This window comes from Micromonospora sp. DT178 (assembly GCF_049841695.1).
Taxonomy (GTDB): Bacteria; Actinomycetota; Actinomycetes; order Mycobacteriales; family Micromonosporaceae; genus Micromonospora.
Genome location: NZ_JBNCKV010000003.1, coordinates 301,099 through 313,021 on the forward strand (window position 1 = coordinate 301,099; position 11,923 = coordinate 313,021).

The window sequence follows — 11,923 nt, forward strand, 5'->3', positions numbered from 1 at the left end:
GGGGCGTCACCACGGAGACTCCTTCCGCAGCATCGACGGCCGGCGTTATCCTCGGCGGCGATGACCAACGTCTGGCACCTGACCGTGCGCCTGTATGTCGACCTCCGACTGCAGGCCAGCGGCGTCTGTCCGGCGCAGCCGCTCTCCTGACGCTGCCCGTTCCGACCTCCAGACCCTGGGACACACCCTGATGGCTTCCGCCCTGCGCAAGATTCCCTTCTCCGTGCAGATCCTGCTCGGCCTCGTCCTCGGCGTGGCGCTCGGCTTCCTCGCCCGCGCCAACGACCTCAGCTGGCTCACCAGCACCCTCGACACCGTCGGCGGCCTCTTCGTCCAGCTGCTCAAGCTGGCCGTTCCGCCGCTGGTCTTCACCGCCATCGTGGTCAGCGTGGTCAGCCTACGCGGGGTGGCCAACGCCGCCCGGCTGGCCCTGAAGACCCTGCTCTGGTTCGGCGTCACCGCGCTGATCGCGGTGGGCGTCGGCATCGGGCTCGGTGTGCTGACCGACCCGGGCCGCGGCGTCACCCTCGACACCGCCGGCGCCACCGCGCCCACGAGGACCGGCTCGTGGACCGACTTCCTCACCGGCATCGTGCCGACCAACCCGGTCGGCGCCTTCGTCGACGGCAACGTGCTCCAGATCGTCTTCCTGGCCCTCGTCGTCGGCGCGGCGGCGCTGCTGGTCGGCGAGCCCGCGGAGCCGTTCGTGGCGATCAACCGCGCGCTGCTGGAGATCGTCCAGAAGGCGCTGTGGTGGGTCATCCGGCTCGCCCCGATCGGCACCCTCGGCCTGATCGGCAACGCCGTCGCCTCGTACGGCTGGGACCTGGTGGCCCCGCTCGCCAAGTTCACCACCGCCGTCTACGTCGGCTGCGCGATCGTGCTGTTCGTGGTCTACCCGCTGCTGCTGGTCGGCGCCGGCCGGCTCAACCCGCTGCGCTTCTTCGCCGGCGCCTGGCCCGCGATCGAGCTGGCCTTCGTCTCCCGCTCCTCGGTGGGCACGATGCCGGTGACCCAGCGCTCGGTCGAGCGCCTCGGCGTCCCCCGCGAGTACGCCTCCTTCGCGGTGCCGTTCGGCGCCACCACGAAGATGGACGGCTGCGCGGCGGTCTACCCGGCGCTGGCCGCGATCTTCGTCGCCCAGGTCTTCGGGATGGACCTCGGGATCACCGACTACCTGCTGATCGCCTTCGTCTCGGTGGTCGGTTCGGCGGCCACCGCCGGCCTGACCGGCGCGATCGTGATGCTCACCCTGACGCTGAGCACGCTGGGCCTGCCGCTGGCCGGCGCCGGCCTGCTGCTGGCGATCGACCCGATCCTGGACATGATCCGCACCGCCACCAACGTCGCCGGCCAGGCACTGGTGCCGACCATCGTCGCCGCCCGCGAGGGCACCCTGGACCGGGCCGCGTACGACTCGGCGGGCCGGCGCTCGCCGCTCGCCCTGGCGGACGCCGACGCCGACGGCCCGCGCCGCCCGGAGGAGCTGCGCCCCGTCCCGGCCTGAGCCGCCCGAAACGCTCGCGGGCGCCCGGGCGGGCCTGGACCGCCCCGGCGCTCGCGGGCGAGCCTGCCCGGCGCGACCCCGACGAGTCGGGAGGGCCCCGCCCCGGGGTCCTCCCCGCGTCCGAGAGGATGACCGCATGAGTGTCCTGTTCACCCCGCTCACCCTGCGCAGCGTGACCCTGCCCAACCGGATCGCCCTGGCGCCGATGTGCCAGTACACCGCCGGCCCGGACGGCCTGCCCACCGACTGGCACCTGGTGCACCTGGGCGCCCGGGCGGTCGGCGGCGCGGGCCTGGTGATGACGGAGGCCACCGCCGTACTGCCCGAGGGGCGGATCAGCCCGCAGGACACCGGGCTCTGGTCTGGGGCGCACGTCGACGCCTGGCGGCCGGTGACCGCGTTCGTCGCCGCGCACGGCGCGGTGCCGGTCGTGCAGCTCGCGCACGCCGGGTTCAAGGCGTCGACGTACCGGCCGTGGGCGTCCCGGCGGGGCGGGGTGCCCGACGCCGAGGGCGGCTGGACGCCGGTCGGCCCGGGGTCCGCGCCGTTCGTGCCCGACTACCGGGTGCCGACCGCGCTGGACGAGGCCGGCATCGCCGGCGTCATCGAGGCGTTCGCGGCGGCGGCCGGCCGGGCGGTCGACGCCGGGTTCGCGGCCGTGGAGATCCACGCCGCGCACGGCTACCTGCTGCACGAGTTCCTCTCGCCGCTGACGAACCACCGCGACGACGGCTGGGGCGGGGACCGCTCCGGCCGGATGCGGCTCACCCTGGAGGTGGCGCGGGCGGTGCGCGCGGCGGTCGGCGAGGACGTGCCCGTGCTGACCCGCATCTCGGCCACCGACTGGGAGCCGGCGGGCTGGACGGCCGAGGACAGCGTGGTGCTCGCCGGCGAGCTGGCCGCCGCCGGGGTGGACCTGGTCGACTGCTCCTCGGGCGGCGCGTCGGCCAGCGCGACCATCCCGGTCGGCCCGGGCTACCAGGTGCCGCTGGCCGCCCGGGTGCGCCGGGAGGCGGGGGTGGCCACCGGCGCCGTCGGCCTGATCGTCGAGCCGGAGCAGGCCGAGGAGATCGTCGCGTCCGGCGACGCCGACCTGGTCCTGCTCGGGCGGGAACTCCTGCGGGACCCGTACTGGCCGCACCGGGCCGCCGCCAAGCTCGGCGCCACCCCCACCTGGCCCGACCAGTACGCCCGCGCCACCTGACCCCCGACCCCACCCCTCCCCCGCTCCCTGCCCCGCCACCCGCCCACCCGCCACGTCGATCATGAGGTTGGCGGCGATGTCGATCTCCATCCGTGCCGCCAACCTCATGATCGACGTGGGCGGGGCGGGGCGGGAGTGGGGGTGGGGGCGGGGGGAGTGGGGGTGGTGGGTCAGCCGGCCAGGTGGGACCAGTGGGGTTCCAGGTCGCGCCAGGGGCCCTGGGCGGCGACCGTGCCCGAGCGGAGGACCACGACGTGGTCGGCCCGGACCAGGGCGGCGCGCTTCGAGGTCGAACCCACCACGGTCACACCGTGCTCGCGTAGCGCCTGCCACAACGCCAGCTCGGTCGTGACGTCCAGCGCCGAGGAGACGTCGTCGGCCACCAGCAGCTCGGTACGCGGGGCGAGCGCCCGGGCCAACGCGAGGCGCTGCAACTGCCCGCCTGAGAGCCGGGTGCCCTTGTGCCCGATCAGCAGCCCGAGCCCGCCCCCGGCCGCGGCCAGGTCGTGGTCGAGCTGGGCGGTCGACACCGCCGCCGCGGCGTCCACCTGGTGGCCGAGGGTGATGTTGTCCGCGACCGTGCCGGAGAGCACCCGGGGCAGCTGGCCGACGTAGCCCACCTGGTGGGGGCGCAGGAACAGTTCCGGCTCGGTGACCAGGTCGCCGTTCCAGGTCAGCCGGCCGGTGTGCGGCGCGATGCCGGCCAGCGCCCGCAGCAGCGACGACTTGCCCGAGCCGACCGGGCCGACGACCAGCACCAACTGGCCGCGTTCCACCGTCAGGTCGACGTCGCGGACGGCCACCGTCCCGTCGGTGTGCCGGACGCCGAAGCCGGTCAGCTCCAGCCGGCGCAGCGGGTGCCGGGGTGGCACGACGGGCGCCGGGGCGGTCCCCGCGCCCAGGTCCACCTCCGGCACCGCCGCCGAGTACGCCTCCACGCCGGTCATCGCCACCGTCCGCCGGGTCCACACCCGCGCCGACGGGATCTGCGAGATCAGCGACGCCGTCGTCCAGGCGAACCAGCGGGCGGCGGCCAGGGTGGCGACCGCCACCAGCGTGGCGCCGGCCGACAGCTGCCCGGCCAGGAACAGCGCCCACGCGCCGATCGGCAACAGGCCGCTGACCAGCGACGGGGTCGACCGGGACCAGACCTGCACCGAGATCTCCCGGCGTTGCCGGTCGCTGCGGACCACGTCGAGGTCGGCCAGGTGGGTCAGCACCGGGCGGGTGGCCCCGGCGAGTTTGACCGTACGGGCGGCCGACAGCGAGGAGACCAGCGCGGTGGCGAACGCGGCCCGGGCCGCGACGGTGGCCCGGGCGGAACGTTCCAGCTTGGGGCCGAACAGCGTCGCGGCCAGCCCGGAGACCAGCATCGTGCCCGCGAAGAAGAGCCCCGGCACCACGCTGCCGGTGACGGCGGTCATGGTGACCAGGAGCAGGAGCGAGATCCCCTGGTCCATCACGTTGTCGGCGAGCTGCACCACCCGCTCGGTGTCGCCGCCCTGGGCCACCACCTCGGCCGGGGTGTGCCCGCTGACCCGGCGGGGCCCGGTCTGGCCGTGCACCAGGCGCAGGCTGATCCGCAGCATCTGCCGGACCCACCACTGCGGGAACCGCAGGCCGGTGAGGTACGGCACCGGCAGGGTCACCAGCAGGCCGAGGACGATCCCCAGCGCCGGCTTCCACGGGTCGCCGGTGCCGTCGACCAGGTCGGCCCAGAGCCAGGGCAGCACCGGCCCCTCCAGCCCGAGAAGCACGAGCAGCAGGAACAGCGAGAGCGAGGCGAGTCCGTACCGCGCGTCGTTGACGCACAGCCGCAGGATCTCCCGGAGCCCCCGTAGCCCACGCAGGGCCGGCTCGCCGGCCTCCTCGGACGTGCCAGTACCACCGCCGGCCGACCCGACCGGGGGCGCGGCCGACGACTCCGTCGGGGTCGCGGCGGACGACCCGTCCGGGGGCGCGACGGCCAGGAGCGTGACCGGCGGGACAAGCGGGGGCGCGGCCGGCGGGAGGGCCTCGTCCGGGTCGGCGGGCGGCCACGGGTCCGACGGACCGGTCAGCAGGTCCACCCCGCCGGAGCGACCCGGCGCCGCGTGGGCGTACGCGGTGGCGTGGCTGGTGGCGAGCAGCTCGGCGAAGCGTTCCGAGGAGTGCAGCGGCCCGGCCTCGACGACCGCGCCGTCGGCCATCACCACCACCTCGTCGCAGCGGCGCACGGAGGAGAGGCGGTGCGCGATGACGATGCCGATCCGGTCATGCAGCAACCGCTCGGTGGCCTGCTGCACCCGCGCCTCGGTCACCGGGTCGAGGCGGGCGGTGGCCTCGTCGAGGATCACCACGTGCGGGTCGCGCACCAGGATCCGGGCGAAGGCGACCAGCTGCTCCTGGCCCGCCGAGAGCACGTGCCCGCCGTCGCCCAGCCGGGTGTCCAGGCCGGCGGGCAGCTCGGCGATCCAGCCGTCCAGCCCCAGCTCGCGCAGTGCCCGGGCGGCGGCGTCGAGCAGGTTCGGATCGAACAGCGCGACGTTCTCGGCGAGGGTGCCGGCGAGGATCTCGGTGCGCTGGGGCACCACGGCGATCCACCGGCGCAGCGCCTCGACGTCGAGGTCGCACACGTCGTCGCCGGCCAGGAAGACCGTCCCGGGCGGCACGTCGACGGCCCGGGTGAGCACCTTGGCCAGTGTCGACTTGCCGGAGCCGGTCCGGCCGACCAGGGCGTACGAGCGGCCCCGCGTGAAGGTCAGGTCGACGTCGCGCAGCGCGGGCCCGCGCCCGTCGTCGGCACCCGCGTAGCGGAAGGTGAGGCCCCGCACCACCAGGTCCCCCTCGGCCGGGGCGGCCCCGCCCTCGGGTTCCTGGGGGGAGTTCGCCAGCAGCTGCACCCGTCCCCACGCGCCGAGGGCGTACTGGAGTTCGGGCACCATCCGGCTGACGTGCTCGACGGTCATGCCGAAGCCGACGGCGAGCAGCCAGATCGCGGTGAGGCGGGCGCCGTCGACCCGGCCGGTGACCAGCGCCCACGCGCCGCCGAGCACCACGGCCGCGATCCCGGCCCGGATGACGCCGGCGGCAACGGTGGTGACCTGGGCCGACATCCGCCACACCCGCACGCCCCGGGCGAGCACCTCGGCGGCCCGGCGGGCGTAGAGGCGCAGCACGTACGGCCGGGCGAGGCTGGTGCGCACGTCGTCCTGGCCGTGGATGGCCTCCTCCATCACGGCGGCGAGGTCCGACCAGGCCTCCTCCTCGGCCATCCGGGCCGGACCGATCCGCGCGGTGGGTTTGCGCAGGCCGACGGCCAACAGCACGGTGAGCAGCAGCATCCCGACGCCGGCCGGCCACCACACCGCGAGGGCGACGGCGGTCGACAGCACGCCCGCGGCCAGCCCCTGCGCGATCCGTACGCCCTGGTTGCGCACCGCGGCGGCGACCTGGTAGACGTCGCCGTCGATGCGGTCGAGCAGCTCGCCGACCGGGGTGGTCTCCAGGGTGGGCAGGTCCTGCCCGAGCGCCACCCGGCACAGCCGGCGCCGCACGTCGGCGGACCAGTCGGCGGTCAGTCCGGCCATCAGCAGGCTCACCGCGAGGTCGGTCAGGACTGCGGCGACCAGCGCCACGGCGAGCAGCGCGAAGAACCCGGCGGCACGGTGCACCAGGACGGGGCCGGCCAGCGCGGCGGCGGCGGCCTGACCGCCGGCACCGAGCACGATCAGGCAGGTCACGATCGTCATTCGGCGGGGCGAGGTGGCCCACATGTCCCGGAGCAGACGCATGACGGAGTCCCTTCGGGCGGTACGGGGCGGAGCATCCAGCCTGGTCGGTGGAGCCGGCCGGCTCAACGCATTTACCCGCCGTTCACCTGGCCGGAGGCCGGTGGCGGAGCCGCGCCAGCAGGGGACCGTCCCGCGCGGACGCCGCAGCCGGTGGCGTGGGCCGCGCCGGCAGGGGCCGCACCGTGCGGGCGCCGCGCGGGGTGGCTCAGAAGAGCACGGTGGCGAGCGTGCCGACCGGGCGGAATCCGCAGCGCTCGTAGACCCGGCGGGCCGGCAGGTTGAAGTCGTTGACGTAGAGGCTGACGGTCGGGGCGACCCGCAGCAGCGCGTCACGCACCACCGCCGCCATCGCCGCCGACGCGATGCCCCGGCCCCGCCAGTCGGGGGCCACCCAGACGCCCTGCACCTGGGCGGTCCGGCGGGTCACCACCGCCAGCTCGGCCTTGAACACCACCTGGCCGTCCACGAACCGGGCGTACGCCCGCCCGGTCCGGACCAGGTCGGTGACCCGCCGCCGGTAGCCGCGCCCGCCGTCGTCGGCGAGCGGCGAGACGCCCACCTCCTCGGTGTACATCGCCACCGCCGCCGGGAAGAGCCGGTCGACCTCGCTGGCGCGCACCCGCCGCACCTCCGGGTCCGCCCGCAGCGCCGGCAGCGCGTCGGTCGCCAGCAACGGCTGGTTGGGGCGTACGTCCCGGGCCGGCCCCCAGACGGCGGAGAGGCGGTCCCAGAGCCCGAGCACCGCGTCGGCCCGACCCACGATCGACGAGCAGAGCCGCTCCTCGCCGGCGAGCAGGTCGGCGTAGGCGGCGACGGCCGGCTCGGTGGCGAGCACGGGGGTGAGGTTGCCGCCGAGCCAGCAGATCGACTCCAGGTTGCGGCGGCTGCCGTAGCCCAGCACCCGCCCCTCGGCACGCCACCAGGCCAGGCCTCGCGCCGTGATCCGCTCGGCGACCTGCGCGCCCGCGAACGGGTCGAGGTCGAGCAGCCGCTCGACCGCGCGGCGCTCCGACTCCCCCAGTTGCCGTACCGGCACCGTCAGCACGGTTACCAGCCTGCCAGATCCGCCCCGTGCCGCGCGGGCCGAGTGACGAGTGGGACCACGACACCGTGACCGCCCGGCCGGCGGCGCGACGGGTCAGTGCACGGTGACGGTGGCGCCGGGGAGCAGGCTGCGCAGCTCGTCGGGCAGCTCGGCGCCCATCTCGTCGGCGATGCGCAGCGCCTCCTCGATCAGGGTCTCCACGATCTGCGCCTCGGGCACGGTCTTGACGACCTTGCCCTTGACGAAGATCTGGCCCTTGCCGTTGCCGGAGGCGACCCCGAGGTCGGCCTCGCGGGCCTCACCCGGACCGTTCACGACGCAGCCCATCACCGCGACCCGCAGCGGCACCGGCAGCCCCTCCAGGCCGGCGGTGACCTCCTCGGCCAGCTTGTAGACGTCGACCTGGGCGCGACCGCAGGACGGGCAGGAGACGATCTCCAGGCCCCGCTCGCGCAGCCCGAGCGACTCCAGGATCTGGTTGCCGACCTTGATCTCCTCCACCGGCGGGGCCGACAGCGAGACCCGGATCGTGTCGCCGATCCCCTCGGCCAGCAGCGCGCCGAAGGCGACCGCCGACTTGATGGTGCCCTGGAAGGCCGGTCCGGCCTCGGTGACGCCCAGGTGCAGCGGGTAGTCGCACTTCTCGGCGAGCTGGCGGTACGCCCGGATCATCACCACCGGGTCGTTGTGCTTGACCGAGATCTTGATGTCGCGGAAGCCGTGCTCCTCGAACAGCGAGCACTCCCACAGTGCCGACTCGACCAGCGCCTCGGCGGTGGCCTTGCCGTACTTGGCGAGCAGCCGCTTGTCCAGCGAGCCGGCGTTGACGCCGATCCGGATCGGCACGCCCGCGTCGCCGGCCGCCTTGGCGATCTCCTTGACCTTGTCGTCGAACTGGCGGATGTTGCCCGGGTTGACCCGGACCGCCGCGCAGCCGGCGTCGATCGCGGCGAAGACGTACTTCGGCTGGAAGTGGATGTCGGCGATCACCGGGATCTGCGACTTCTTCGCGATCGCCGGCAGCGCCTCCACGTCGTCCTGGCTGGGCACGGCGACCCGGACGATCTGGCAGCCGGACGCGGTCAGCTCGGCGATCTGCTGGAGCGTGGCGTTGACGTCGGAGGTGAGGGTGGTGGTCATCGACTGGACCGACACCGGCGCGCCTCCGCCGACCGGGACCGAGCCGACCATGATCTGGCGGCTGACCCGGCGCGGGGCGAGCGGCGGGGGCGGCACGGAGGGGATACCGAGACTGACAGCGGTCACTTCAGGCACTCACCTTGAGAAGAGCGTGATCGGGTTGACGACGTCCGCGGTGATGGTCAGCAGCGTGAACACGCCACCGATCAGGATCACCGCGTACGTGACGGGCATGAGCTTGAGGTAGTCGACGCGCCCGGGGTCGGCGCGGCCGATGCGGGCGTAGAGCCAGGAGCGGGCCCGCTCGAACCAGGCGATGGCGATGTGCCCGCCGTCGAGCGGCAGCAGCGGCAGCAGGTTGAACACGCCGATGAAGAAGTTCAGCGAGACGAACAGCATGAAGAACAGCAGCCAGGCGTTGTTCTCCACCGCCTCGCCGCCGAGCCGGCTGGCGCCGACCACGCTGATCGGGGTGTCGATGTCCCGCTCGCCGCCGGTGATCGCCGTCCAGAGGGCCGGGACCTTCTGCGGGATGCGCTTCATCGCCTCGAAGGTGTTGACGGCCATCTCGCCGGTGAAGTCGGCGGTCGCGCCGAACGCGCCGACCGGCCCGTACGTGATCCGGGTCGGGGTGCTGGGCACCAGGCCGACGCCGAGCGCGGCGACTGCGGTGACCTGGCCCTTCGGGTCGTCGAGCGGGGGCCGCTGGGTCTGCGCGAGCACGGTGCTGGCCGTGGCCGGCTGGCCGTCGCGGACGTACGCGATCTGCGCCGTGTCGCCCGGCTTGAGGCTGCGCAGGGTGGTGAGCAGCTGCCCGTAGTCGTTGATCGGCGTGCCGTTGATGGCGGTGATCCGGTCGCCGTCGCGCAGCTGCGCCTGGGCGGCGGGGCTGGCCGGGTCGGCGGTGGTGCACTCGCGCAGCGTGTTCTCCGGGACCACGCACTTCGACAGCGCGATGACCGCCGGCTCCTTGCGGATCTCGGCCTCGGTGCTCGGGAACTCCGGGTTGGGCAGGCCGGCGGAGACCGCGATGATCCAGAGGGCGATCAGGGCGAGGGCGAAGTGGGTGATCGAGCCGGCGGACATCACGATCGTCCGCTTCCACACCGGGAACCGCCACATCGCGCGCGGCTCGTCGGCCGGGTCGACGTCGTCGTCCTGCGGGGTCATCCCGACGATCTTGCAGAAGCCGCCGAGCGGGATGCCCTTGATGCCGTACTCCGTCTCGCCCCGCTTGAAGGACCAGAGCGTGGGGCCGAAGCCCACGAAGTAGCGGGTGACCTTCATGCCGAAGGCCTTGGCGGTGAGCATGTGCCCCGCCTCGTGCAGACTCACCGAGATGAGGATCGCGAGGGCGAAGAGCACCACCCCGAGCAGGTACGCCATCAAGCTCCTTCCACCGAACCCGCGATGATGATCTCCTGCGCGTGCGCGCGCGCCCACGACTCCGCCGCGAGCACGTCCTCGACGGTACCCGGTTCGTCGAAATCGGGAGCGTCCTCCAGCACCCGCCGGAGGGTGTCGACGATGCCGAGGAAGGGCAGTCGGCCGGCCACGAACGCGGCCACGCACTCCTCGTTCGCCGCGTTGTAGATCGCCGGCCGGCAGCGGCCGGCCTCGCCGGCGGCCTTGGCCAGCGCGACCGCCGGGAACGCCTCGTCGTCCAGCGGCGCGAACTCCCAGGCGTGGGCCTTCGTCCAGTCGACCGCGGCGGCGGCGTCGGCGACCCGGTCGGGCCAGCCGAGGCCGAGCGCGATCGGCAGCCGCATGTCCGGAGGGCTGGCCTGGGCGAGGGTGGACCCGTCGGTGAACTCGACCATCGAGTGGATCACCGACTGCGGGTGCACCATCACGGCGATGTCGGCGTACGGCACGTCGAACAGCTCGTGCGCCTCGATCACCTCCAGCGCCTTGTTGACCATCGTGGCGGAGTTGATCGTGACGACCGGCCCCATGTTCCAGGTCGGGTGCGCCAACGCCTGCTCGGGCGTGACCTGCGTCAACTCGTCGCGCCGCTTGCCCCGGAACGGGCCACCGCTGGCGGTGACGACCAGCCGCCGCACCTCGCCCCGGGCACCGCCGCGCAGGCACTGGGCCAGCGCCGAGTGCTCCGAGTCGACGGGGACGATCTGCTCCGGCCGCGTCACGGCGGCCTTCACGAGAGAGCCGCCGGCGACGAGGGACTCCTTGTTGGCCAGCGCGAGCGTACGCCCGGCGCGCAGCGCGGCCAGCGTCGGCGCGAGCCCGAGCGAGCCGACCACGCCGTTGAGCACGACGTCGCAGGGCCACTGCGCCAGCTCGGTCATCGCGTCCGGGCCGGCCACGATCTTGGGAAGCTTGAAGTCCCCGCTGGCCCACCCGCGCCGGCTCGCCTCGGCGTAGAACGCGAGCTGGAGGTCCTGCGCGGCGGACGCCTTCGCCACGCCGACCGCGTCGACGCGCAGTTCGAGGGCCTGTGCGGCGAGCAGCTCGACGTTGCCGCCACCGGCGCCGAGCGCGACCACCCGGAACCGGTCCGGGTTACGCCGCACGATGTCGATGGCCTGTGTGCCGACCGAACCGGTGGAGCCGAGCAGAACAAGATCGCGTGGGGAGGTCACCGGGCCATTCTTCCCCACCACCGCTGTGCCCCCGCTGGGAGCCTCAGCCTTCCGCGTCGGCCTGCTCTTCCGATGCCTCCGCCCTTTGCTCCGGCGCCGCCTCGTCGAGGAGGTCCGCCGGGTCGACCGCGAACGCGAAGGGCTCAGTCATGGTGAAGGTGCTGCCGGCGGCGGCGTACTCGCGCGGTCGGTCGATCACGTCCTTGCGCCGGTTACCGGGTGACACGATCTCGCCCAGCAGGACCGCCTGCCCGATGTCGACGGCTGGCCGGCCCCCGCCGGAGGAACGGAGCACGGCGACGTCGGGAATGAAGAGGTCCTTGCCCGAGATCACGTTGATCTCGGGGTAAGCCCACAGGCCCGCCCTGCGGGCGGCACGGTGCAGCAGATAGGGCAGTTCACGTTCCACCGACTGGTGGTCGATTCCGGCGTGCGGGGTCACGATCACGCTTCCGCTCAGGACCTCAACCTTGGGGCCGTTGGTCTCCGGCAACAGGTCGAGGGCGAGCTGGGCGGTCCACGGCTCGTCGCGCCACCGCAGCGCGTCGAACGACGGCTCGGTGGGCTGCGGCGCAGGTTCGGCTTGCTGCGGCGCCGGCTCGGGCGCGGAAGCTGCCTGGGCCATCCGGGCTCACCCCCTCAGCGGACATTCTG

The 11,923-nt window shown here is 73.9% G+C and carries 8 protein-coding genes; 2 read left to right on the forward strand and 6 right to left on the reverse strand.

Going from position 1 to position 11,923, the window contains the following annotated elements:
• Window positions 1-202: 202 nt before the first annotated feature.
• Both ACLQ22_RS07980 and ACLQ22_RS07985 read left to right on the forward strand, forming a co-directional pair.
• Window positions 203-1,507, forward strand: a complete 1,305-nt coding sequence (locus ACLQ22_RS07980) for a dicarboxylate/amino acid:cation symporter (protein ID WP_425691795.1) — start codon at window positions 203-205, stop codon at window positions 1,505-1,507.
• A gap of 136 nt (window positions 1,508-1,643) precedes the next feature.
• Window positions 1,644-2,711 carry an NADH:flavin oxidoreductase/NADH oxidase gene (locus ACLQ22_RS07985; RefSeq protein WP_425691676.1) on the forward strand — a complete coding sequence of 356 codons (1,068 nt, stop codon included), beginning with the start codon at window positions 1,644-1,646 and terminating at the stop codon, window positions 2,709-2,711.
• Window positions 2,712-2,881: 170 nt separating this feature from the next.
• Here the strand turns inward: ACLQ22_RS07985 and ACLQ22_RS07990 are convergent, their stop codons facing one another.
• The 6 genes from ACLQ22_RS07990 to ACLQ22_RS08015 form a co-directional block, all read right to left on the reverse strand.
• Window positions 2,882-6,484 (reverse strand): ATP-binding cassette domain-containing protein, encoded by a 3,603-nt coding sequence (locus ACLQ22_RS07990; RefSeq protein WP_425691677.1) that lies wholly within the window; start codon window positions 6,482-6,484, stop codon window positions 2,882-2,884.
• Window positions 6,485-6,689: 205 nt separating this feature from the next.
• Entirely contained in the window at window positions 6,690-7,529 is an 840-nt protein-coding gene (locus tag ACLQ22_RS07995; RefSeq protein WP_121396071.1) for a DUF4081 domain-containing GNAT family N-acetyltransferase, read from the reverse strand.
• A gap of 93 nt (window positions 7,530-7,622) precedes the next feature.
• Window positions 7,623-8,795: a flavodoxin-dependent (E)-4-hydroxy-3-methylbut-2-enyl-diphosphate synthase gene (ispG, locus tag ACLQ22_RS08000; RefSeq protein WP_425691678.1), complete on the reverse strand. Its 1,173-nt coding sequence runs from the start codon at window positions 8,793-8,795 to the stop codon at window positions 7,623-7,625.
• A 9-nt stretch (window positions 8,796-8,804) separates the two neighbouring features.
• The gene (locus ACLQ22_RS08005) at window positions 8,805-10,055 is read right to left on the reverse strand and encodes a M50 family metallopeptidase (RefSeq protein WP_416605511.1); all 1,251 of its coding nucleotides are present in this window, start codon (window positions 10,053-10,055) and stop codon (window positions 8,805-8,807) included.
• Window positions 10,055-11,269: a 1-deoxy-D-xylulose-5-phosphate reductoisomerase gene (dxr, locus tag ACLQ22_RS08010; RefSeq protein WP_425691679.1), complete on the reverse strand. Its 1,215-nt coding sequence runs from the start codon at window positions 11,267-11,269 to the stop codon at window positions 10,055-10,057. Before dxr ends, ACLQ22_RS08005 begins: the two co-directional genes overlap by 1 nt.
• 43 nt (window positions 11,270-11,312) lie before the next feature.
• Window positions 11,313-11,894: a Uma2 family endonuclease gene (locus ACLQ22_RS08015; RefSeq protein ID WP_425691680.1), complete on the reverse strand. Its 582-nt coding sequence runs from the start codon at window positions 11,892-11,894 to the stop codon at window positions 11,313-11,315.
• Between the last annotated feature and the right edge of the window lie 29 nt (window positions 11,895-11,923).

What these genes read in the sequence shown, in the direction of transcription:
- ACLQ22_RS07985 (WP_425691676.1), top strand. Translation starts at nt 1,644, where the DNA reads ATGAGTGTCCTGTTCACCCCGCTCACCCTGCGCAGCGTGACCCTGCCC.
- ACLQ22_RS07990 (WP_425691677.1), bottom strand. Translation starts at nt 6,484, where the DNA reads ATGCGTCTGCTCCGGGACATGTGGGCCACCTCGCCCCGCCGAATGACG.
- ACLQ22_RS08005 (WP_416605511.1), bottom strand. Translation starts at nt 10,055, where the DNA reads ATGGCGTACCTGCTCGGGGTGGTGCTCTTCGCCCTCGCGATCCTCATC.
- ACLQ22_RS08015 (WP_425691680.1), bottom strand. Translation starts at nt 11,894, where the DNA reads ATGGCCCAGGCAGCTTCCGCGCCCGAGCCGGCGCCGCAGCAAGCCGAA.